The following is a 24175-nucleotide window of genomic DNA, read 5'->3' as shown; positions in this document are numbered from 1 at the left end:
GAGATCACTCCTTAATGTTTTTCGATGTCACGGTGAGTTATCCTTATCCTGCCGAGCTTGTTTTCAAGATACCGGCCGATAGCTTCGGCGTAGGTAACACTTCTGTGCTTGCCTCCGGTACAGCCGAAGGCGATTATAAGCTGGCTCTTGCCCTCTCTCTTATAAAGCGGGATAAGGAAATCAAGCAGGTCTTCGAGCTTATTAAGAAGCTCTTTAGCCTCGTTAAAGCTGAGCACATAGTCATAGACTTCTTTATTAAGGCCCGTCTTTTCTTTAAGCTCAGGGATATAGAAAGGATTAGGCAGGCATCTTACATCAAATATAAGGTCGGCCTCGTTCATAGTACCGTACTTAAAACCAAAAGAGCATACGTCTATCCTTAAGAAATCCTCGCCTGATTCAAGAAACAGCGAATACACACGCTCCTTGAATTTAGAAGTAGATGTAAGCGAAGTGTCTATGTAAAAGTCTGCCTGTTCCTTTATCGGGATAAGCATTTTGCGCTCAGTGCTGATAGCTTTTCTGATATTGCCGTTTGTTACCTCATCGAGAGGGTGTTTACGCCTTGTTTCTTTATATCTTCTGACGATAACATCGTCGGTCGAATCAAGAAACAGCACCTTTATATCCTCATTCTCAGCACGGAGCTGGGCAATAGTCTCATCGAGCTTTAAGAAGAAATCTCCGCCTCTTATATCGGCAACAAAAGCAACCTTTTCAAGCTTGCTGCCGGCCTTGGCACTTACCTCAGCGAATTTGCCGATAAGCTCAGGAGGCATATTATCAATACAATAATAGCCTATATCCTCCAGCACATCAACCGCTGTTGATTTACCGCTTCCGGAAAGACCTGTTACTATAACGAATTTCATGACATTCAGTCCTCTCTTGCAGGGATAAGGCGCACCTCGGGTTCAAGTGTAACACCAGTTTTCTCCTTGACTATTCTCTGTACGTCTTTGATGACCTGCATTATATCCTTTGCAGAAGCGCCGCCTTTATTGATAACAAATCCGGCGTGCTTTTCAGAAACGCAAGCACCGCCTGCGCTGTAGCCTTTCAAGCCGCTCTGTTCGATAAGAGCGCCTGCAAAATGACCCTCAGGCCTTTTGAAGGTCGAGCCAGCGGAGGGATATTCGATAGGCTGCTTTACCTTTCTCTTGCCCATAAGCTCATCCATTTTGGCTTTTATCTCGGTCTTATCTCCGCTGCTTAACTTGAATAAAGCAGACACAACAAGACAACCGTTATTCATAAGGCTTGAATGACGGTATGACAGATCAAGATCAGCCACAGGAACTGTTATTATATCCCCATTTGGCGTTATAGCATCGGCAGAAACTATAACATCCTTTATCTCGCCGCCGTAAGCACCTGCATTCATAAACACTGCACCGCCTACATAGCCCGGTATACCATACGCAAATTCAAGGCCTGTCAGCGAATTATCAAGTGCGCAGCTGCACACTCTTGTAAGGCTTGCTCCGGCCTGTGCATATATCGTGTCTCCGTCTCTGAGCTCGATCTTATTCATTTTCTGCCCGACATGGAGGATAACGCCCTCAAAGCCTTCGTCAGAGAAAAGCACATTAGAGCCGTTTCCGAGTACAAAATAACGTACACCTTCCGAATTGGCATACCGAACGAGCTCACTTAATGCCTCGGCTGAAGCCATCTCAATAAACACATCGCAGTCACCGCCGACACGGAACGTGCAGTGTGCAGAAAGCGGCTCACGCTCTCTGACCTCGCAGTCATATTTAAGCGCAAGTGTAATTATATCAAAATACTTTTCGTTCATCAAAAATAAAACCTCTTACTTATGATCTTATCAATTAAAAGCTGTCCCAGTTCTTGACTTTATCCTTTGTGTCCATTTGCAGGCCGAGATTATCAAGAAGATCCTGTGCAGCGTTATAGCCCATTTTCTTCTGTCTGTTGTTCATAGCTGCAACTTCAAGGATAACAGCAAGATTACGGCCGGGCTTGATCGGTATAGTCAGGCTCGGTATCTTAACGCCGAGGATAGTTGTATACTCGTTGTCGATACCCATACGGTCATATATCTTATCCTTCTCCCAGGGCTCAAGCTCTACGATAAGGTCTATCTTTTCAGTTACCTTAACAGAACCTATACCGAACAGACGGCGGATATTGATTATTCCGATACCACGCAGTTCAAGGAAGTGTCTTATATTATCAGGCGACGAACCAACAAGCGAAATGCTTGATACACGCCTTATCTCAACGGCATCATCAGCAACGAGCCTGTGGCCACGCTTGACAAGCTCGATAGCGGTCTCTGATTTACCAACACCGCTCTCGCCGACAATGAGCACACCTTCACCATAGACTTCTATCAGAACGCCGTGTCTTGTGATCCTCGGGGCAAGACGCAGGTTAAGGAACGCAATAAGTGCTGCTATAAAAGTCGTTGTGCTCTCGGGAGTTCTGACGATCGGTATCTCATACTCCTTTGCAAGCTCTATCATCTCAGGATAAAGCTCATGGCCTCTTGCAACAACAAAAAGCGGAATCTTAGTCTTGAACAGTGTTTCAATACGGGCTCTTCTTACCTCCTCATCAAGTGATGCAAGGTATGCAAACTCCATATTGCCGCAGATCTGGATACGCTCCGCATTAAAATACTCATAGAAACCCATAAGCTGAAGACCAGGACGGTTACAGTCATTGTCATAAACAAGTATCTCCGAAATGTCCTTGGGTGCATAGATGACCTCGAGCTTGTGCTCGTCAACGATCTCTTTTACTGATACGCTGAAAATATCTGCCATTTTTTCTTTCTCCCTTTATTATAATTTTATTAATCCCTTATCGAGCATATTCTGTGCTGCTATCATTACTCCGGCTTTTCCGGTCGGATATGTTATACCGCCCTGAAGCCATGCAGCAAAAGGTTCTCTTATCGGTGCATCTGCCGAAAGCTCAATTGAAGCGCCCATAGTAAATGCGCCTGCAGCCATTATTACTCTGCTGTCATATCCGGGCATATCCCACGCCTCGGGAGTAACATATGAATCAACCGGTGAGCCTTTCTGTATACCCTGACAGAAAGCAACAAGGTTCTCTTCATTTTCAAGAAGGACTGATGCAATTATATCTGTACGCTTTTCTGTACTTTTAGGCAATGTGCCAAAGCCCAGCTTTTCAAATAGCCTGCAAGCAAACACGCTTGTTTTAAGTGCTGCTGCAACCACCTCAGGTGCAAAGAAAAGACCCATGAGTATCTCCCTGTTCATAGACAGTGTAGCGCCTATCTCCTTGCCCATGCCTATGCAGTAAAGCCTGTCAGCACACTTATTCACAAGCTCGCTCTTTCCGCAGATATAGCCGCCTGTAGATGCAATACCGCCGCCAAGATTCTTGATAAGCGAACCCACGATAAGGTCTGCACCAACAGCAAGCGGTTCACGTTCCTCGACAAGCTCGCCGTAGCAGTTGTCTACAAGAACTATTATATCCGGATTAGAGCTTCTTGCGGCATTTATGATCTTTTCGATAACAGCGATATCATATGAAGGCCTTAATGAATAGCCCCTTGAACGCTGGATATGAGCAACTGATGCATTTTTAGCCTTTTGAGCTATAAGCTCATAGTCAGGAAGCCCCTGCTCTGTAAGAGGTGCTTCATCATACAGCACACCGAAGTCACGAAGCGAGCCATTGCCTTTCTTATAGCGGATACCTATGACTTCTTCGAGCGTGTCATAAGGCTTTCCGGTGCAGGCAAGCAGCGTGTCACCGGGACGAAGCACGCCAAAAAGAGCAGTAGATATAGCGTGTGTGCCGTTTGCAAATGTATGGCGGACGAGAGCATCTTCGCCGCCGAGCACCTGAGCATAGACCCTATCTATAGTCTCACGACCCATATCATCATAGCCATAGCCCGTTGTGCCCTTAAGGCATACATCGCTGACTTTGTTGTTTATAAAAGCAGAAAGCACTTTCTGTCCGTTTTTTTGTGCTATTCTTTCTATTTCACGGAAGCTGTCCGAGCACTCATTCTCGGCCTGTTCTGCAAGAGCTTCTATTCTGCTGTCAAGATCAAAAAAATCACTCATGTCCTTCGTTTTTCCTCTCTAAAACAAGATCAACGCCAACAGGCTCAAAGCCTATCTCGTTATAATATGATACTCTGTGAGGTCTTGCAAACAGTATGACCTCAAAACCGTCCTTTGAAAGTCGCTCACCTATCCAGTAGAGCAGCTTTCTTGCGTGCAGCTTGCCACGCTCCTCAGGAATAGTAGCAACATGGCCGACAAGCACCACTCTGTCGATTATATATTGTATAGTAGCTGTTGTATAATCACCGAGCAAAAATGACTGTGCGAGCCCTCGCCTTACCCTGTGCGACATATCAGTCAGCCACAGTTCATAGCTGTTAGCAATAGCCGGGAAAGACGATGCAAGTATCTTATATACGTCATTAAGTGACGGAACATCATCAACATCGAGCCTGGGCATATCTCCTCTCGGCTTGAAGCGGAACTGCGTTCTCTTATCAGTCTTGTATTCCGGAAGCCCCTCTAAAAGAGCAGAGACATACACCTTTTCAAGCTCACAGGAAAGCGGCTTGTTCATAGCAATAAACATAGTAAGCTCAGCTATCTCATCATCAGATAAAACGCAGTCTTCAAGAGTAGATGCGAGCATTGATGAGTTAAAAAGAACGACTATCCCAAGCTCCTTCTCATCATTCTTGATAAGAAAAAACCTGCAAAAATCATATTCTCCGCCGTATGCCTGATAATGCGAGCGGATACGCCTTGAATAGTGATCCTTGCGCATTTTAGGTATCAGGTGATCTATTGTAGTGATCTGTGTTATCATAATTCAAATATCCTTTTTGAAAGCTCACCTGCAAGTGCTCTAACACTCATCAGGTCGCTTTTGCTTATAACGCATGACGGGCTGTGCAGATATCTGCACGGCACAGATATTGCAGCTGTTCTTACGCCGCTGCCCGACTTATGTATAGCCCCTGCATCATTTCCGCCGGCGACCATAGTCTTTGTCTGAACAGGTATGTTTTTCTCAGCACCGATATCAAATGCAAGCCTGTAGAGCTCCTTGTCATACATAGTGCTTCTGTCCATAAATGAAACAACAGCACCCTTATCAAGCTCGCAGACACGCTTATCCTCACTGCTTGCAGGTATGTCAGCGGCGGTAGTTGATTCTAACACTATCGCATAATCAGGAGCTACAGTGTATGCAGCGGCAGTCGAGCCACGAAGCCCTATCTCCTCCTGCACTACAAACGTAAAGTATGTATCATACAAAACGCCCTGCCTTATCATATCAAGCATTACAGCGCAGCCTGCACGGTCATCAATAGCTTTTGATTTGAGCTTATTGTCGCCCAGGGTGATAAAGCTGTTATCAAAGCAAACACTGTCACCAGGTGATACTACTTCAAGCGCCTGTTCCTTGTTGACAGCTCCTATGTCGATATACAGCTTGTCAAAAGGCACGGCCTTGCTTTTTTCATCGCCTTCAAGATGATGTAAAGCCTTGCCGCCGACAACTCCGGCGACTTTGTTTTTGCCGATAACAACACGTTTTCCGAAAACTATCCTCGGGTCAATACCACCGACAGGAGCGAATTTTATCAGTCCGCTGTCAGTTATATATGTCACGATAAAGCCCACTTCATCCATATGGGCTGATATCATGAGCTTTTTATCAGTCTGATTTTTGCCCTTGCAAAAGGCAATTATGTTTCCGAGTGCATCGACACTGTATTCACATAAGTCATCTATCTGCGATATTATGTATTCTCTTACAGCGCCCTCATCGCCGGATATGCCATTGATATTACAAAGGGTCTTAAGTTCTGTGATGATATCCATTATTCAAGCCCTCCGATATACTCTGCAAGCAGCAGAGCTGTATTATCAATGTCGTCAAGGTCAACGACCTCGGCAGGAGTATGCATATATCTCTCAGGTATCGAAACTGTGACAGTCTTGACACCACCCTTGGATACAGTTATCATGTCAGCATTAGTACCTGTTTTACCGTTCATTATCTCAAGCTGATACGGTATATTCTTATCCTTTGCACACTGTATCAGGCTATCGGAAAGCTCTCTTGAAAGCGAGGGAGCAATGCCTATCATAGCGCCTTTGGAAAGCTCGCCGCATTCCTCTTTGTCCTCGCCCATTGTGTATGCAAATGATACATCGACAGCTATCGCAATATCCGGTGATATGTCAAAAGCACCTGTCTTAGCGCCAACTTCACCTATCTCCTCTTTTGAGGAAAGCAGGAGCACTACATTTACACTAAACGGCTTGTCCTTAAGCAGCTCTATTGTCTTTATAAGTGCCGCAGCACCGCATCTGTCATCAAGAGCCTTTGCGCTGACACGGCTGCCAAGCAGTTTTACGGGAGCGTTATCCACGCAAACCTTATCACCGAGAGAAACGACGTTTTTCAGCTGTTCACTTGTCATGCCGGTGTCGATATAAATATCACTCACCTCAGGCAGTTTTTTGTTATCATCTTCAAGGTGCGGAGGTGTTGATGTGATAACACCCTTTATCTTCTCACGCCCGAAAACCGTTACTTCGCTCGCAAGCAGCATACGCCTGTCTATACCTCCGACAGGTGCCACTTTCAAAAAGCCGTCATCAGTTATATATGTAACAATAAAGCCTATCTCATCAATATGTGCATCGAGCAAAACGGTTTTCTTTGTATCATCAAAACCCTTTCGCCTGAAAACTGCGTTGCCTGTTTTCTTATCGAAGTACCCCTCACCGTATGGCGACAGAAGTTCAAGGGCAGCCTCAGCAGCTTCCATTTCTTCGCCGGAAACTCCGAAAGCAGGGCACAGCTTGTTTAAAAGATCAAAAGTATCCATATCAGATTATCCTTATAATTCATTTACGAGCTGCTTGAAGTGACAGCCTCTTTCCTCAAACATTCTGTACATATCAAAGCTAGCGCACGCAGGTGATAGAGATACGATATCACCGCTTTCGGCGAGCTTGTGAGCAGTCTCAACTGCCTCCTTCATATCGTTTACTATAACGATCCTCGGAGAGCCTTCTTTATAAAGAGAAGATGACATCACAGCATCCTTTATCTTTTCCTTTGTCTGACCCATGAGTATGAGTATCTTGCACTTTTGGCATATCTCGTCTGCCATAGGCTCGAAGGATATGCCCTTGTCAGAGCCGCCCTGAATGAGTATGAGCTTCTGGTCAAAGCTCCTCAGCCCTGCTAAAACTCTTGTAGGGCTTGAAGCGATAGAGTCGTTATAATACCTTACGCCGTCAAGCTCTCTTACAAACTCTATTCTGTGCTCAACACCACCGAATTCCTTTGCGACCTTTGCTACAGTCTCAGGAGATACGTCACCAAATGTCATAGCAATGGCTGTAAGGAAATTCTCGACATTGTGCATACCGGGTATACGGATATCCTTCTTATTCACAAATTCAGTCACCTTGCCATAATCATTATAGCAAAGCATACCGTCCTCACGAAGGAACGAACCGCACTCTGGCTTATCATATCTGCTGAAATAGCTGAGCCTGCCTCTTACGAGCGGAGAAAGATCCTTTGTTGTCTGATTATCATATGAAAGAACAGTCCTTGAAAAAGCATTCTGATGCCTTAAGATATTAGTCTTAGCTTCGATATACTCCTCCATAGTACCGTGAACGTTAAGGTGATTTGGAGTGATATTTGTAATACCTGCAACATCAGGCGACTCACGCATCGAAATAAGCTGGAAGCTCGAAAGCTCGACAACTGCAACATCTGTGTCAGATATAGTCTCAACTATCGGAAGAAGTGCCTTGCCGATGTTGCCGCCGATATGTACACGGTTGCCCTCAGCCTTCAAGAACTCGCTGATAAGGGTAGTTGTTGTCGTCTTACCGTCAGAGCCTGTCATAGCATATATCTTACAGGGGCATATATCAAAGAAAGTCTCCATCTCGCTGGTAATGATAATGCCCTTTTCTCTTGCTTTTGTAAGCACTTCGTTATTATAGTAGAAGCCAGGTGTACGGTAAACTATATCACAGTTGAATATCTCATCAAGATAGTTCTCGCCGAGAGAGAATTCTGCACCTTTTGCAGAGAATTCCTCGTAAAGAGCCTCGTCAAATTCGTCTTCGCTCTTTTTATCACAGATAACTACTTTGATACCTTTTGTAAGAAAGAGCTTGATAAGGTCATTGTGGCTTACGCCTACGCCGATAAATGCCACTCTTTTATCTTTGATGCTGTTAAAAAACTTCATTGCCTTTGTCATTACAATCATTTCTCCTTTTCACATAGTAAACAACAATATGATTTCTACATTCAGCGCTTGCGTATGCTGCGCATTATGCAGACGTGAGCGCTGAATGTTTAGAAATCATTGTCGTTTACTATGGTTACATAGTTTATCAATTCTATTATATAATAAAAAGGAAAAAATATCAAGGGTTTTTCCAAAGCTTTATATATTTTTTACTCAAACTCAGGCTTTATGGACTAATAAAGCAAATTTTCGGCGAAATAGGTTTATTATTTTGATAAAATGCCAAAAATCAATAAAAAAATGTAAACATACATAGTAAGCTATTGTAAACAGGGGCGAAATATAGTATAATTATCTCAGATATTTTAGATTCGGAGGTAGATTTATGTCGATACAAAATGAAAAGAAGGTCCTTTTTGACGTTACGACAAGAGTAGCTCCCCTCGGCCTTATCGCTATGAGAGGTGCGAGCGAGCTTGGTGATAAGGTTAATTCTTACCTTTCACGCTGGGCAGCTGAGGCTGGCTTTGAAAATGAGACATTCCTTATCGAGAGCGACTGTCCCAGATTCTCATCAGGTGACGGCAAGGGTCTTATCAAGCAGACTATCAGGGGCAACGACCTGTTTATTCTCTGCGATATGGGCAATTACAGCATCAAGTACGATTATTTCGGCCATGAGAACTGGATGTCTCCCGATGACCACTATCAGGATCTTAAGAGAATAATCCAGGCTGCAAGCGGCAAGGCTTACAGAATAAATGTTATAATGCCTTCTCTCTACGGCGGCAGACAGCACAGAAGAAACTACCGTGAGAGCCTTGACTGTGCAGTTGCTTTACAGGAGCTCCAGTCGATGGGCGTTTCAAATGTCCTCACATTTGATGCACATGACCCGAGAGTTCAAAACGCTGTTCCGCTTATGGGCTTTGATAACATAATCCCCTCCTACCAGGTGCTCAAATCAATGTTTAAGAACCTCGCCGACTTCAAGCCCAATAAGGAGCATTTCATGATAGTATCTCCCGATGAGGGCGCTATCAACAGAAATATGTATTATGCATCAGTTCTCGGCGTTGATATGGGTATGTTCTATAAGAGACGTGATTACTCTGTTGTAGTCAACGGCAGAAACCCCATTGTCGCTCATGAGTATATGGGCAATGACGTTACCGGCAAGGATATATTCATTGCAGACGACATCATCTCCTCCGGTGAGAGTATGCTTGAGGTCGCAGCAGAGCTCAAAAAGAGAAATGCAGGCAAGATCTACTGCTACGCTACATATGCTATCTTCACAAACGGCTTTGAAAAATTCGACAAGGCATATAAAGACGGCGTGATAGACGGCGTATTTGGTACAAACCTCACCTACCGCAGCCCTGAGCTTCTTGCTAAGCCCTGGTTCTATGAGGTCGACTGTGCTAAGTATATCGCATACTTCATCACAACTCTTAACCACGATATGTCGATATCCGAAGTTATCGACCCCCACGAGAAAATACAGAACCTTCTTAAAAAGTATGACATGATCTGATATAAAACAAAACGCTCCTTTTAACGAGGAGCGTTTTATTTTACTATTTGTGAAATATCTCCCTTGACAAAATCAAAAAATAGTTTTATAATATTCATAACAACATAATATAAAAAGGTGGTGAGGATATGGTATTTGCCTGCATAGCAGCCGGAGGCACCGGCAGCAGAATGGGGCTCGATATTCCTAAGCAATTTGCAAAGATAAGTGGAAAGCCCATTATTATCTATACGCTTGAACAATTCCTGAAGGTCGATGAGATAGACAAAATATACATCGGCTGTCATAAAGACTGGGCACAGTATCTGAGAGATATGATAAAGGAACAGACCAATGCCGAAGATAAAACAGAGGTCATAGACGGCGGAAAGGACAGGAACGATACTATCCTCGGGTGTGCATATAAGATAAAAGAACAATACGGTGATAAAGGGCAAATTTTCATCACGCATGACGGCGTAAGACCTTTTGTCACACCGGAAATAATAAGGAATAACATCACAGCGTGCAAAAAACATGGATTTGCCGGGACATATGTTGCCGCAACAGATACGATAGCAATTTCTTCTGACGGGCTGACTGTTGACAGCGTACCGAACAGAAAAACGCTGTACAACGCCCAGACCCCACAGACGTTTATGCTTGACGGGCTTATTGGCGCATATGAGAGCTTAGATGATAAAAAACGTGCTTCGATAACAGACACCTGCTCGGTAATTACTCTCACCGGCGGAAGGATACACATTGTTGAGGGCGATTACACAAACATAAAGCTCACAACTATCAGTGACCTGACCGCTGCAAAAGCTCTTGCATACAGAAAATGACAAAAACAAAACACATATTTGCTACATAAAATGAAGCAAATATGTGTTTTTTAATTATCAGACTGTTCTGAAATGCTGATATATTAGCGTTATAATGAGCATTATAAGCTGATAAATGCAGACAACGGTAGCAGAAAGCTCACCTATGCCGCCGAATATAAGCATACCCACAGTGAGTGCTGCACCCATAATAGCTGCTGCATACTGGAAGATCATTCCGCTTGAAGCGACAGAGCGCAGGTTACGAGCCATTATAACAAGTGATGCCAGCGATGAGAACTTGCCGGAGGTCATGCAGCCGGCTTCAATTTTTTTCTTATAGCCTGTGTTTTCTTCAGCTGTCTTTTTATAACTGTGAGGTATCATATAGACCATAGCCTTGTCAACGCCAAACAAATTGCATATAAATGAGTTGTTCAGGAATCCGTCAACGCTGCTGACAGAGATATGTATATTCTCATATTCAAGCCTGCGAAGTGCCATAGTCACATCATAATCGGCTTCTACACTGACTACGAATAATGTAGATACGATACCCGATATCGACAGATAGAGTACCTGATCCTTCTTGGCATATTCTGCTTCCTTGGCAAGAGTGGGCAGACCCTCTATTGAATGATTTATCATCAGTTCTCTTGTACCGAGCAATACACGCTTGTTCTGTATCCAGCCGCATATTCCCTGGCCGTCCTCAATAACATAGCTCTCAACAGGATAAAGCATATCAGTGTTACCCTTTATCATGCGATAGAAGGTAGGCTGTAAAACGCTTCCTGCTGCAAAGGAAAGGCTTGCCGCCATAAGTATGCATTCTTCGACAGATGTGCGGCTTGTTATCTTAAGATTTACAAGGTCTACAGTTCCTCTCGGGAAAAGCCTTGCTGCATCTGTAACTATGCAGTCGGTATCTGCGAGCTTCTGAGCGGCATTATAGCCAAGGATGACTGAGCTGTTCTTTGTAGCCTTCTGAGAGGCACGAAGAAGCGGAAGGTTTACTGCAAGCATTATCGAAAGAGAGGAGCAAATACATATCGTTCCCGAAAAAGCTGCAAGAGCTATAAGGACTTTTTCAGTCGTGTTTGCGCCATTCTTGTCCAGGAGGTAAGTTACTGCGCCTATAACCACGGCAGCAATAAGTATCATGGGAGATATCCTCTTGGCCGTTTCATCAGCAGTATCTGAGCTGTAGGAATTCTTCATAAAACCACTGACAAAATCCGTCTTTCTTGCACATACCACATTCGGAGAAGGCAAATCAGCGAGCTTTTCAGATGCGTCCTTGCTTTTTATCGTAGTAACTGCGTATTTTTCAAAATCACCTGAAACGAACCGGAAATTCTCAGCAGTACGCTTGGCAATGATTATTTTACCAAGGGTATTGAACATCAGTCCGAGAATACCCGAGCAAATGTATATATTATAGAAATTCTGTCTTGCGATATCCGGCGAAAAGAGTGTTGCCACACCAAGTATTACCGAAACGACGATTCCCATTGAGGCGATAGTGTCACCGTCAGGCTTTCTGTCAAGAAGGTTCTTAAGGCCGGCAACTACAACTGTATAGCCGACAAATATGGCTATAAGCCCCATAAGTGTATTTGTAAACGTGAATGCCGAAGGGCTTAGGTTCTTGTCAAAGACCTGAACCATTTTCCAGCCAAGGTCATTCGCCATTGTGATGAATAGGCTTACAGCACCGCATACAGCCGTAACACCCATACGAAGATTAAGATTATCCTTCAAAGCGTTGATATGAGACTTTATCTTCGGTGTGTCCTCAAATCGCTCATATTCCAGAGCAATAGGACTATCATCATCATCGTCTGTATCTTCATTATCAGTTTCCGATATATCTTCACTGTCGTCCGTAGCATCGGTATTAAGTTCAAAGTTTGCCGCCTTTTCCCTGCGCTTGCGCTCAACACTTGCTCTGCTTGTCTCAGGCTGGAACTTTTCTTCTGCTACAGGTTCTGGCTTCTTTTCTTCCTGTGCTTCTTTAGCTTCATTGGCCGGAGCTTCGGCAGCTTCTTCCTTTATTTCATCAGAAGAAACCTCGTCAGATGAAACAGCCGCCTCGGTCTTCTCCTCAGCCTCAGTAACAGTAACGCTCTGCCCCTCAAAGCTGATATCACCTATCTCCTTGCGTTCTTCGACCGGAGAACCAAGCTGACGAACAGTTTCGCTCTCCTTATTATCAGACTGCTCAGCCTTATCAGCAATGACAGGTGCTACAGCTTCTTCCGGCTCAGTCTTTTCAGAATCGTCAGTATTATTATTATTCGAGCTGTATTCCTCGATTATATCCTCTACGGAAAACTTATCCGCCACTTTATCAGTCACTCCTTTAAAGGCAGTATGCTGTTATTTCAAAGCACGCTGTCTTACAACTTCATACATAAATATACCGGCCGCAACAGATGCATTGAGCGATGTTATCTTACCCTTCATCGGCAATGATAACAGGCCGTCACATTTTTCTTTTGTAAGCCGGCTCATACCATACCCTTCTGAACCAATGACAAGAGCTATAGGCCCTTCAAGGCGTTCATCAGTATAGTTCGCACCGCTTCCGTCTGTGCCGTATATCCAAACACCGTTTTTCTTAAGCATATCTATAGTCTGTGCAATATTAGCGACCCTTGCTACCGGCAGCCAGCTTGCAGCACCGGCTGAGGTCTTGAAGACCGTTTGGTTGAGTGATGCGCTGCGTCTTTTGGGTATGATAACACCGTGAGCGCCGGCTGTTTCAGCAGTTCTGATTATAGCGCCGAGATTGTGAGGGTCTTCTATCTCATCGCAAATGATAATAAAGGGATCCTCCCCTTTTTCTCTTGCGATATCAAGCAGCTCCTCCGGGGTCTTATACTCAGCACAGGCGCCCATAGCGATAACCCCCTGATGCGACATACCGTCACACATAGAAGTTAGCTTCTGCTCGCTGACCTGTTTTATTGGGATATTCCTGTCTCTTGCGAGCTTGAGGATCAGCTTTACAGAGCCCTCTGCTTCGGGGTTGACAAATATAAGATCTATCAGCTTATCAGCCTTAAGTGCCTCTATGACCGGGTTGCGCCCTACGATGAGCCCACGCTCCTCGGGGGTCTCATGCACTTTATATTCTCTATCATTATTTCTTTTCATCTTGGTCTCCTAACAGTTCAAAATAAACCATTTTATATTATACCACAAATTTCACGATATGCCAATAGTTTTTATTAAAATTAATTATTTTATAATTATTTTTCAATAATCCTCATTAGAAGGGATTATATCATATTGGAATAAAAAAGTATCAAAAATAAAATATCACATTAACCGACATAAATGCCATATTCTGACATATGATTGTATTCTTCGCATTTTAGGGGGATTGCAATAAGTATAAAATGTCATGATCGTTTTAGGCAAAAGCCGGCCTATGTGAAACAAAACTTTAAACTAAACTTAATTTTATATTCACATATATAGTATGAATTATTAATATTTCACAAGTGCTTTTCAGTTACATTTTTCTTTAAGTCCATTTAATTGCCCGATTGTTTAAAACTATGCAAAAATGTTTAAAAGTGTTGAAAAGTACGCCGTTTTTGTTGAAAGATCTGCTTTCCGACAATTTTCAGACTTCAAAAGTGTTTAAAAGTCTGTTGAAAGCGTTGAAAAGTAAGTGTTTTCGGCGGTTTGCGTTTTGTTGAAAAGAAGTGTTTGACAATATCAATCATATAGGCATATTGCTTTATGCAACTATTTTATCATTTTATGACTCTACAAATATGAATATACAATTAATAAAAATCCCATAAAATAAGATGAGATTTTTCTCCCCCGAAAAGGCAAGAAAAATGACCTATATGAATTTGTTAGCCGAAAAATTTACAAGATGACCCCTTGACAAAAAATCACCGTGTGGTTAAAAATTTGATAGCACGTTCAATCGAATCCTTTGAATTCTTCCAGTCACCGTCTTTGCCGGAGTTCCTGTAATCATACATATTGCAGTAATGCGAAACGTCCTCAATAAGCAGATCAAGCTGTTTTTTAACAAGTGAATTACAGCAATCAATAAATGCCGAACGGCTTGCTTTATCGACGCTCTCACTCATTGAAACAAGAAGGTCATAATGCGGCAGGCAAAGCATCTCCTGCTCTGCAAACAGCTTTCTGAAATCAGCCTGCTTTGAAAAGAGCTCTAATGTCGTTACCATGAGGCGGCTCATTCCCCACTCTATCTTATTGCAGACAAAGCAGTCGTTGTTTATGACTGACACCTTTTTCTGCTTGGCAGTCTTCCCTTCAAAAATACTCTTGCGTGAGAATATCTCCTTATCAAGAGTCTGTAGGTGCGTCTGAAGCATAAGTGCGAGCGAGAGCCTGTTCTTGCAGGCACGCATCTGCTCAAAATGCGTCTTGCAAAACCCCTGCTTATTAGTCTCTATCCTGACATCAGGCTCCATCATAGCAGCGCCCATTATGTAGTCTACCGTGCGCTGTTCGAGCATATCACGCATTGTACATATAGGGCAGCCGCACTTAGGCTCGAAAATCTCGCTTACGGGTATGGTAAGTATGCTTTCTCTCATAATGACCTCCAAAATTCAAGAATAAGTAACATATTATTGCAATATATATAGTATAATATATTTTAAGGATTTTTTCAAGTATTATTACATAAAAAGAGGTACTTCTTATGGATTATTCTGTTAAAGGCAACGACATTATCATAAAGCAGTCTGACTTTGAGCTGTCTCAGACGCTTGACTGCGGACAGGCCTTTAGATGGGAGCAGCAGGAAGACGGCTCATTCACAGGAGCTTATCTTAACAGGCCGCTAAGAATAAGCACGGTCGATATCAAGGACTGCACATTTATGCTCCACGACATCTCCGAAGATGAGCTTTTGAATATATGGTATGATTATTTTGACTTCACAACTGATTACAGTGAATTAAAGCGCAGGCTCAGCGAGGACGAGACTTTAAGCAAGGCTTGTGACTTTGCATATGGCATAAGGATATTAAGGCAGGACAGCTGGGAGGCTCTGTCGTCATTCATCATATCTCAGAACAACAATATTCCACGAATAAAGGGTATAATCGGGCGGCTTGTTGAGCATTACGGCAGATATCCTTCCATAGATGACATGGCAGATGAAACAGCTGATAGTCTTTCTTTTCTCAGGGCAGGATTCAGGGCAAAATACCTTGTTGATGCTGTAGACAAGCTGTACAGAGGCGAGATAACTATCGAAGGCATCAGACAAGCATCACTTGAAGATGCTACAAAAAAGCTGATGTCTATCAAAGGCGTAGGCCCTAAGGTCGCAAGCTGTGCGTTGTTATTCGGCTTTTATAAGCTCGATGCCTTCCCCGTTGATGTATGGGTAAAACGAGTTCTGAGTGAATACTACCCAAACGGGCTGCCTGACTGCACAAAGGGTATCGAGGGCATAGCACAGCAGTATCTTTTCCATTACATAAGAAAACAATACGGAAAGGTGGAGTAAGTATGGCGTTTGACTTCAAGAAGGAATACAAGGAATTCTATATGCCCAAAGAAAGACCGCAGATAGTAGATGTTCCCAAAGCAAACTATATATCTGTTACAGGCAAGGGCGACCCGAACGAACAAGACGGCGACTATAAAAAAGCTATAGAAATGCTTTACGCTATTGCATATACCTTCAAAATGAGCTACAAGACAGACCACTGTATCGAAGGGTTCTTTGAATACGTCGTTCCGCCGCTTGAAGGCTTCTGGTGGCAGGAGAGCGTTGAGGGAATAGACTATTCTGATAAGAGCTCGTTCAACTGGATATCTGTTATCAGGATACCTGATTTCATAACTCAGGCTGATATCGACTGGGCTAAGGAAACTGCGCTGAAAAAGAAAAAGCTCGACTGCTCGTCTGTAAAGATGATTACCATTGAAGAAGGGCTGTGCGTTCAGATAATGCACGTTGGGAGCTATGATGATGAACCGGCATCAGTCGCTCTTATGGACAGTTTTATCGCAGAAAATGGCTTTAAGAATGACATAAATGATAAAAGGCTTCATCACGAGATATATCTCAGTGATGCAAGAAAAACACCACCTGAAAAGCTAAAGACAGTTATCAGGCACCCCATTAAAAAGATATAAGAAAAGCCCGGGCATAACGCTCAGGCTTATGTTTACTTATTGGCTTTTCTGTGAAGGCTTCTGAATTCAGCCGGCGACAGCATCTCATGTCTTTTGAAAACAGCGCAGAAATAACTGCAATCATTATAACCGACCATTGAAGCTATCTCGTTGATATTCCACTTGCCTTCAAGGAGAAGAATCTTCGCCTGCTGAACACGCTTTCTTGCAAGGTACTCAAACGGCCTTATACTCAGGCATTCCTTGAACAGCCTGCACAGATACTGTGGTGAAAGATCAACAAGGTCCGCAAGCTCAACAAGAGTAATATCATTCTTATAATTCTTGTCGATATATTCCATAACAGGAGCGAGCTGATTCAGCTTCTGGCTGTCCTGAGAACCGTTTTGCAGATTAACTACCCTGTGAAGCTCCATAAAGAACTGATACAGCAAGACAGAGCACTGGATACCACAATAATAATAATTTGTCTTCATAAGGTAAAGCATCTTCTTGAATATAGCATCAAGCTGATTGATGTCGTGGATAGTAAAGACACGAGCCTTGTCGAGCTTGATAAATCCAAGTATATTATCCACCTCATTACCGGCAAACGTCACCCAATGAGTTTCCCAAACATCATCTGTAGGATAATACTCATGCGGCTTGCCCTGCGGCAGGAAAAAGCCTGTGCCGGCAGTGATCTCAAACGACTCATCATCTATTTTGAGCACACCCTTGCCTCTGACACAATATATTATCTGATGATTGGGATAGCCTTCCTCTCTTATAAAATGAAACTCCTGATCTCTTGCGCCGGCACCGAGAACATACATCGGCAGGCCAGCCTCCTCACCAAGAACAGGGTAACAATAATCGGTCATATATTTCACCCTTTCTGCAATGCATTATTTGCAATGGCTTTCATATTGTCCTATTTTATAATAACACAACACCAAAGAATTGTCAAGGGTTTTTGTCTGATTTTTATTATTTCACACAAAAATTCAAAGAATATTTATATGTTATCACAATTATACAGCCTGTAATTTACAGTATATGGTTAGCGTGTATATTATGTTTTACTTTAATATTTTACGCAAATAAAACTAAGTATCATAATATTGTATTTTCTGCAAAACTGTGATATAATATATATGACATCAATAATAAGAAAAGGTGGTCAGTTATGAAACACACCAATTTACTTTTTAAACGTCTGACATCAGCTTTAACCGCCGCTTCACTGCTTTTGATAGGCACTATAAGTGTGGCAGCAGATGATACTGAATATGAAAGTGTAGAATCGGCTGTTCCTCAGAAAGTGCTTGTGATCGGAGATTCGATAGCAACTGGCTATGGTCTTGAAGGTTATGACAACGGCAGAGAAAACGTTGAATCATATGCAAATATGCTTAAGAAAGACTTTGAGAAAGAGCTTAAGCAAGGAGAAGAAGATTTTACCAACAAGGCAATAGACGGCCAGACTTCGCCTGAGCTTCTTGAAGACCTCCAGAAAGGTGAATACGACAGCGACCTTGAAGGCTGCGATCTTGTTCTTATCTCGATAGGAGGAAACGATCTGCTTCATACGCTGTTTGGCTTCTTCTCTGAAAATACCGATTATGGGATAAGCATCAAGGATATTCTCTCAAATCATTCTGTCGGCGAAATAATGAGTATTTACACCGACCTTTCAAAGGTGCTTGAAGAAAAGCTCGCAGCATATGATGATAATATCAAGGATATAACAACTTACATCAACGACAAGTGCGATGCAAGAGTTATAGTACAGACGCTTTACAACCCTGTTGATACAAAAGAGAAGCCCAAGCTGTTCATGGCTTTTGTAAAAAGCAAGATAGACACTCTAAATGAAAAGATAAACAACAATGCCAAAGACGAGCAGGGAAATGTACGCTATGAGATAGCAGATGTATTCACAGCATTTTCCGGGCAGGGCGATAAGCTGACAAATATCGCAAAGATAGACATTCACCCCAATGCTGACGGTCACAAGAAAATATATGAGACTATAAACGGCGTTATAAGGCAAAAGTCATTTACAATAAAGGTCGAAAAACCCAAGGCTGAAGCTGTTCAGGCAGATGCAGATAAAACTGAAAGCAGCACTGGCAGCAAAGACAAGCAGGATGATGACTACAAGATAATCGTTATAGCTACGATAGCTGTAGCATCTCTTGCAGCCGGTGTATCAGCAGTGACTATTGCTGCAACAAGAAAAAAGCAGAAAGGCGATACTAAATGAGACTATTTATTGCATCAGACATACACGGCTCAGCAAAATGGTGCAGAAGAATGCTGGAGGCATTCAAAAACAGCAAAGTTGAAAAGCTGATACTTCTTGGCGACATTCTTTATCACGGCCCGAGAAATGACCTGCCTGAGGAATATGCACCAAAAGAAGTCATAGCGCTTCTTAATCCGCTCAAAGACAAGATACTTGCAATAAGAGGGAACTGCGACACTGAGGTAGATCAGATGGTGCTTGACTTCCCTATCATGGCCGAATATGCTTGGATATACGACGGCAAGGTAAGGATATTTGCAACACACGGGCACAAGTTCTCACCTGATACTCCCCCGCCGCTTGTCAAGGGTGATATATTGCTTTACGGGCACACGCACATTCCCGAGAACAAGGATCACTCTACTTTCAAAGCAGTAAATCCCGGCTCGGTGTCGATACCAAAGAACGGCTCAGCTCACAGTGCTGTGATCTACGAAGACGGATGTTTTACACACATTGAAATATAACAAGCAAGACCCCCACAGATTTTGTGGGGGTCATTTCAGTTATAATATCATACTCAGATATACTGTCTGGCAAATTCAACTACATCATTATCCTCAAATCTGCCTGAGAACACCCTGCCCTCGGATATCACTGTATCAGATGCTACGCTGTTTTTTAAGAACTGCACTGTCTTGCCAAAATCCGAGCCGCCGGAGGTCGCAAACAATACTATGCGCTTGCCTGACAGGTCATTTGCTTCAAGGAATGTGTTTACGATCGTCGGCGCAATATACCACCATACAGGGAATCCGAGAAAAACGGTATCCACTCCTGAAAGATCGACCTTTTCATTGGTTATCTCAGGGCGAGATGACTTATCGCTCATTTCAAGAGTTGAACGTGAATTCTTGTCTCTCCAGTTGAGATCCTCTTTGGTATATGCGGTTTTAGGAGTTATCTCTATAAGCTCGGTATTTAGTGTATCTGCTATCAGCTGTGCAGCTCTTTTTGTGACACCGCTCGCTGAAAAGCATACTGTGATGTTTTTTGACATTTTATCAAACCCTTTCGTCTTTGTTATACCTTAAGCACACTTATCTTATCTCTGAGCGAGTTCGCCTGAACTGTAAGCTGCTCACAAGAAGATGCTGTATGGATAGCAGTAACAGAGTTCTGTGCAACGACTTCTGATATCTGCTCGATACCGGCAGTTGTCTGCGATATAGCAGTTGCCTGATCTGTAGAAGTTTGGGCTATATCCGTAACGAGCTCGCTGACCTTTTCTGACATCTTTCTTACTTCTGTCATCTTGGCAGCACTCTCATTAGCTGCCTTGAAGCCTCTGTTAACAGCACTTAATGTCTGAGATATAAGATCTGCCGAGTCCTGAGCTGCCTGTGAAGACTTATTAGCAAGGTCAACTACTTCATCAGCAACGACTGCAAAGCCTCGGCCTGCGTCACCGGCTCTTGCCGCCTCGATAGAAGCATTTAGCGCAAGGATATTTGTCTGGAACGAGATATCCTCGATAGTCTTGATGATAGAGCTTATCTCGTTTGACTTTTCCTTAACTTCGGTTATAGCAGAGAGCATATTCTGCATCTCTTCCTCCTGCTGATTGACCTTCTCAGCAGATGTAGCGGTAAGATGTGCTGCGTATTCGGCGTTCTTAGCGGCATTCTCAGCCTGCTCTGCGACCTTTGACATTGTGGTGTTGAGCTCCTCAACAGCAGTTGACTGCTTTGTAGAACCGTCTGCAAGAGCGGCAGAGTCATTAGATATCTGACGAACGCCCTTAAGAACATCAGATGCTGCGATATTTATCTCGGTTATGAGTTTACCGAGCGTATCGTTTATCTCAGAGAAAGCATCGCTTATCTTTACGAAATCGCCGTTGAATTCCATATCGTTCGATATCGAGAAGTCGCCGTTAGCCATTCCCTGAAGGTTTTCCGTGATAGTATTGATATACTGTCGCAGCTTACTTACAGCAAGAGACAGCGAGCTTGTCATATCCTCCGTCTCGTCATTAGTATACTTGACCTCTGCATCAGAATGGATATCACCGTATGACAGAAGGTTAAGTCTTTCAGCAGAATACGAAACAGAACCGGTAATCCTGCCGGCCACCTTGAATGCAACGATTATTTCTATAACTATAAGAAGGATAGACATACCGGCTGATATAAGGATAGCCTTATAAACACCGTTGAGAGCATCTGAGTAAGAACCTATGACACAGATACTCCAGCCGTTGCTTTTGTCTATTGTCTGGAAGTATGAACCACAGGATTCACCGTCTCTGGATAATTTATAGTTACCGTTTTCACCGTTTATCATCTTCTCGGACAGGTCGCCGTAAACCTCGTCTTTATCTGCATAGTAATTCTTCTGCTCCTCAACAAGCGAAGGGTCACTCGAAGCGATGACCATACCGTCTTTATCAAGCACAAGAACAAGTCTCGAATCATCGGTCTTGGATTTCAGGCCGTTTGAGAATAGCTCTGATTCAAGCGCACCGTAAAGCACACGGCCGTCAGGCATCTTTGTACCGACCATAGTCGTGATACTGCTGTCGGTAAGTCTGACAACAGGGCTTGAAATAAATGTCTCGCCGTTGAGCGCACGCTGAAAATACTCACGCTCTGAGATATTGGTGTTATTCATCGTAGTGCCGTCAGGGTTTGCAATACTGAAATCATGGAAATATGTAGTAGTCGCCAGTTCTTCAAGTATCTTCTTGATCTCGGCATCAGACAGGCTTGTATCAACGAGCTTAGGATATGCGGCAGTGCTTTCTATCTGCATCTTGATAGTATTTGTCAATGATGAGATATTCGTCACATAAGCATCAGAAAGCGATTCAAGCTCCTCGTCAAACTTCGCCACCTGTATTGCCTGGGTAATGATAGTTGAAGCGATCGTAAGAACGACCGATGATACTATAACCGAAATGATGCCAAGTCTCATTACCCTATATTTGATCTTAGTTTTTCTTTTTAACATATCATATCACCACATTATGATTAATTTGTTATTTGCCAATTTATATTATATCACATAATTACCAAAAAATCAAGTTATTATGACAATAATTTATATATTTAGCTAATAAGTTTCACAGCTTGACATCTGAGTGCAGTTTATGATATAATATCATTTGTTGAGAGCGTTTATAAAAAAGGAGGGCGGACTAAATGGCACTATGCTTTGCGGATTTTGAATTTACCTGCGGCGGCAATATTACAGGCGACAAGGTCGAATTACTGAGCATAGGCCTTGTTATAACCGATGACGATGCACAGAATGTGCTTGATACATTCTATGACACAGTGCGCCCAATAAAGCACCCCAAGCTCACAAAACAGTGCCGCAAGCTGACAGGGCTTACACAGACTATCATTGACGCTTCTTTTGATGCACACTTTGTATGCAAAAAAGCCAATGCCATGCTTGATAAGCACGGTATTGACAATATACTTGTATGGGGCAATTACGACGTTGTAGGGCTCAATGCGACTGTAAGCAATTATGAGAGGCTGTCTCTTGACTGCACGCCAATAGAACGCACAGCAAAGGCTGTAACAAATGTTCAGGATATAGTCATGAGCCGTTTTGGCACTAAGGATATAATCAATGTCAAAGATCTTTCGTCAGCACTTGATTTTGTTCCTGACGGGAGCTTTCATAATGCTCTGGTCGATGCACAGGCTCTGCAATGTATATACTCTCATTCGTTAAGGCCTGATATAGGCTGTGAAAAGGTATACAGCCTGCTCAGTGAACGTTTAGAGCTTAAAAGACAGCGTGAGGAAGAACAGCGCAAGGCTATTGAAGAACGCCGTAAGCAAGTTATAGATACAATGACGGGCAAAGAGCGTGAGCTTTATGACCAGCTTATCAAAAAGGGCAATAAAAAGGGTGCGAGCCTGCTTATCAAGCTGCATTCTAAAATAGAAGAAGGCTACAAAAAGCTCCCCGAAGGGTGTGATATAGTAGCGCTCAATTTCAAGAGCAGCGAACACCATACGGCGATAAAGCTGATAGAAAAGCCTAAGTTCATCAAGCCTTCTGACGGCGAGATAAGCTACAAAAGCTATCATTATGAAGACAAAGAAAAAATGATAATCGAGAGCTTTATGAGCAGAAACCCTTCTCCCGTTTCCAAGGTGCGCAGGAAAAAGAGAATAAGAACATAACACCCCTGTATGTCATATAAGACAATACAGGGGTGATTCTTTTATTTGCTCATAGTCGAGAATGACAGCTCGGCAGCTGAAATATCCATATTGGCTTTAAGGCGGTAAAGCCCGGTCTTTGTGCAGGCCTTGTCTATAAGATCAAGCGTCCTTGACAATGCAAGCCCGTCAGAAGGGCGGTAAACCTGCTGGAGAAGCATATCATAAGCATCAGATGCGCTTATCTTATCAATACTGTTTTGCTCACCACGCTCAATTATACATATGGCTTTGAGTGGTGCTGACATATTGCATCCGAGGTCGTGCTTGCCGTTATAAGGTGTGCCGTATACAGTGACACCGTCCTCGCCTACCCTAAGAAGCGGCTTGTCGTCGTTGACCATAACAGCCCTTTCACCGAGCAGTTCACGCCAGAGCCTTGTGTGAGTGGATTTGCCGGTGCCGCTTTTTGCAGTGAACAGATACGCCTTTCCGTCAACTGCGATTACCGAGCCGTGGAAAAGAAATGTATCATATTCCGTCATCTTAACAGCGAGCTTACGGTAAGCTGCAAGCGTTTCAAGATAGCCGTCCTTGAATTCATAAGGCTTAAGGCCTTCAAATTCACGTTCACGCCTTGATTTCTCACGCTCAAATAATATATCCTCATCATTAGTGGTTATCACAAATTCAGGTTCGCCCTGATAGGCAAACTTTTCATAAAGTTCATACACATCATTATTTATCGCTTCGAGCGCAAAACATCTGTCTGCTATTTTATAAGTCTTCATTTCGTTTCCCTTATTTCTATTGATATTTTACCCATTACCCCGGACAGAGGGACGATATATTCTTCATTGAGTTCAGGGTCGGCTTTGGTAATAAGCGCCCCAACCGCTCTCATGGTATATGATAAAGCTCTTTTATGAGCATTTATCCGTTAAGATAGCTCACTTCAAAAAAACAAACACATCTATA

The 24175-nt window shown here is 43.1% G+C and carries 22 protein-coding genes; 7 read left to right on the top strand and 15 right to left on the bottom strand.

Annotation, left to right across the window (positions count from 1 at the left end; genetic code table 11):
- Positions 1 to 11: 11 nt before the first annotated feature.
- From rapZ to murD, 8 genes are read right to left on the bottom strand one after another with little or no spacing between them, the layout of a single operon-like run.
- Positions 12 to 872, bottom strand: coding sequence for an RNase adapter RapZ (gene rapZ, locus CD05_RS0106155; protein WP_028509758.1), 861 nt, complete (start codon positions 870 to 872; stop codon positions 12 to 14).
- Positions 873 to 877: 5 nt separating this feature from the next.
- A complete protein-coding gene (gene murB / locus CD05_RS0106150; RefSeq protein WP_028509757.1) occupies positions 878 to 1801 on the bottom strand; it encodes a UDP-N-acetylmuramate dehydrogenase in 924 nt (307 codons plus the stop codon).
- Positions 1802 to 1835: 34 nt separating this feature from the next.
- Positions 1836 to 2795: an HPr(Ser) kinase/phosphatase gene (gene hprK / locus CD05_RS0106145; protein ID WP_028509756.1), complete on the bottom strand. Its 960-nt coding sequence runs from the start codon at positions 2793 to 2795 to the stop codon at positions 1836 to 1838.
- Between the two features lie 18 nt (positions 2796 to 2813).
- A complete protein-coding gene (locus CD05_RS0106140) occupies positions 2814 to 4082 on the bottom strand; it encodes a methionine gamma-lyase family protein (RefSeq protein WP_028509755.1) in 1269 nt (422 codons plus the stop codon).
- Entirely contained in the window at positions 4075 to 4851 is a 777-nt protein-coding gene (locus CD05_RS0106135; protein ID WP_028509754.1) for an N-acetyltransferase, read from the bottom strand. The genes CD05_RS0106140 and CD05_RS0106135 overlap by 8 nt, the downstream gene beginning before the upstream one ends.
- Positions 4848 to 5873: a M42 family metallopeptidase gene (locus CD05_RS0106130; RefSeq protein ID WP_156947329.1), complete on the bottom strand. Its 1026-nt coding sequence runs from the start codon at positions 5871 to 5873 to the stop codon at positions 4848 to 4850. Before CD05_RS0106130 ends, CD05_RS0106135 begins: the two co-directional genes overlap by 4 nt.
- Positions 5873 to 6889, bottom strand: a complete 1017-nt coding sequence (locus CD05_RS0106125; protein WP_028509752.1) for a M20/M25/M40 family metallo-hydrolase — start codon at positions 6887 to 6889, stop codon at positions 5873 to 5875. Before CD05_RS0106125 ends, CD05_RS0106130 begins: the two co-directional genes overlap by 1 nt.
- Positions 6890 to 6901: 12 nt before the next feature.
- The gene (gene murD, locus CD05_RS0106120) at positions 6902 to 8293 is read right to left on the bottom strand and encodes a UDP-N-acetylmuramoyl-L-alanine--D-glutamate ligase (protein WP_028509751.1); all 1392 of its coding nucleotides are present in this window, start codon (positions 8291 to 8293) and stop codon (positions 6902 to 6904) included.
- 376 nt (positions 8294 to 8669) lie between these two features.
- Between murD and CD05_RS0106115 the strand changes: the two genes are divergently transcribed.
- Together CD05_RS0106115 and CD05_RS0106110 are read left to right on the top strand one after the other, a co-directional pair.
- Positions 8670 to 9821: a ribose-phosphate pyrophosphokinase gene (locus CD05_RS0106115; protein WP_028509750.1), complete on the top strand. Its 1152-nt coding sequence runs from the start codon at positions 8670 to 8672 to the stop codon at positions 9819 to 9821.
- Between the two features lie 128 nt (positions 9822 to 9949).
- Positions 9950 to 10648: an IspD/TarI family cytidylyltransferase gene (locus CD05_RS0106110; protein ID WP_028509749.1), complete on the top strand. Its 699-nt coding sequence runs from the start codon at positions 9950 to 9952 to the stop codon at positions 10646 to 10648.
- Between the two features lie 57 nt (positions 10649 to 10705).
- Here the strand turns inward: CD05_RS0106110 and CD05_RS17670 are convergent, their stop codons facing one another.
- From CD05_RS17670 to CD05_RS0106095, 3 genes are all read right to left on the bottom strand, one after another.
- Positions 10706 to 12976, bottom strand: coding sequence for a hypothetical protein (locus CD05_RS17670; protein WP_051588852.1), 2271 nt, complete (start codon positions 12974 to 12976; stop codon positions 10706 to 10708).
- Between the two features lie 33 nt (positions 12977 to 13009).
- Positions 13010 to 13789, bottom strand: a complete 780-nt coding sequence (gene rlmB, locus CD05_RS0106100) for a 23S rRNA (guanosine(2251)-2'-O)-methyltransferase RlmB (RefSeq protein WP_028509748.1) — start codon at positions 13787 to 13789, stop codon at positions 13010 to 13012.
- A 755-nt stretch (positions 13790 to 14544) separates the two neighbouring features.
- Positions 14545 to 15225 carry a DUF6062 family protein gene (locus CD05_RS0106095; RefSeq protein ID WP_028509747.1) on the bottom strand — a complete coding sequence of 227 codons (681 nt, stop codon included), beginning with the start codon at positions 15223 to 15225 and terminating at the stop codon, positions 14545 to 14547.
- A gap of 107 nt (positions 15226 to 15332) precedes the next feature.
- Here CD05_RS0106095 and CD05_RS0106090 point away from each other — a divergent pair, with 107 nt between their 5' ends.
- Positions 15333 to 16148, top strand: a complete 816-nt coding sequence (locus CD05_RS0106090; protein ID WP_028509746.1) for a DNA glycosylase — start codon at positions 15333 to 15335, stop codon at positions 16146 to 16148.
- A gap of 2 nt (positions 16149 to 16150) precedes the next feature.
- A complete protein-coding gene (locus CD05_RS0106085; protein WP_028509745.1) occupies positions 16151 to 16783 on the top strand; it encodes a GyrI-like domain-containing protein in 633 nt (210 codons plus the stop codon).
- Between the two features lie 32 nt (positions 16784 to 16815).
- On the opposite strand, the gene CD05_RS0106080 is transcribed toward CD05_RS0106085, so the two are convergent.
- Positions 16816 to 17646, bottom strand: coding sequence for an AraC family transcriptional regulator (locus tag CD05_RS0106080; RefSeq protein ID WP_028509744.1), 831 nt, complete (start codon positions 17644 to 17646; stop codon positions 16816 to 16818).
- Positions 17647 to 17951: 305 nt separating this feature from the next.
- Here CD05_RS0106080 and CD05_RS0106075 point away from each other — a divergent pair, with 305 nt between their 5' ends.
- Both CD05_RS0106075 and yfcE read left to right on the top strand, forming a co-directional pair.
- Entirely contained in the window at positions 17952 to 19031 is a 1080-nt protein-coding gene (locus tag CD05_RS0106075; protein WP_028509743.1) for an SGNH/GDSL hydrolase family protein, read from the top strand.
- Positions 19028 to 19540, top strand: a complete 513-nt coding sequence (yfcE, locus tag CD05_RS0106070) for a phosphodiesterase (protein WP_028509742.1) — start codon at positions 19028 to 19030, stop codon at positions 19538 to 19540. Before CD05_RS0106075 ends, yfcE begins: the two co-directional genes overlap by 4 nt.
- Positions 19541 to 19593: 53 nt before the next feature.
- On the opposite strand, the gene CD05_RS0106065 is transcribed toward yfcE, so the two are convergent.
- The gene (locus CD05_RS0106065) at positions 19594 to 20073 is read right to left on the bottom strand and encodes a flavodoxin (protein WP_028509741.1); all 480 of its coding nucleotides are present in this window, start codon (positions 20071 to 20073) and stop codon (positions 19594 to 19596) included.
- Positions 20074 to 20096: 23 nt separating this feature from the next.
- Positions 20097 to 22025 (bottom strand): methyl-accepting chemotaxis protein, encoded by a 1929-nt coding sequence (locus CD05_RS0106060; RefSeq protein WP_028509740.1) that lies wholly within the window; start codon positions 22023 to 22025, stop codon positions 20097 to 20099.
- A 191-nt stretch (positions 22026 to 22216) separates the two neighbouring features.
- On the opposite strand from CD05_RS0106060, the gene CD05_RS0106055 reads away from it, so the two are divergent.
- Positions 22217 to 23218: an exonuclease domain-containing protein gene (locus CD05_RS0106055; protein WP_028509739.1), complete on the top strand. Its 1002-nt coding sequence runs from the start codon at positions 22217 to 22219 to the stop codon at positions 23216 to 23218.
- A 41-nt stretch (positions 23219 to 23259) separates the two neighbouring features.
- Here the strand turns inward: CD05_RS0106055 and CD05_RS0106050 are convergent, their stop codons facing one another.
- Positions 23260 to 23988, bottom strand: coding sequence for a hypothetical protein (locus tag CD05_RS0106050; protein WP_037322842.1), 729 nt, complete (start codon positions 23986 to 23988; stop codon positions 23260 to 23262).
- Between the last annotated feature and the right edge of the window lie 187 nt (positions 23989 to 24175).

The organism is Ruminococcus sp. NK3A76 (assembly GCF_000686125.1).
Taxonomy (GTDB): domain Bacteria; phylum Bacillota; class Clostridia; order Oscillospirales; family Ruminococcaceae; genus NK3A76.
The sequence above is the reverse complement of the archived record's forward strand: the minus strand, read 5'-3'. Positions and strand labels throughout refer to the sequence as shown.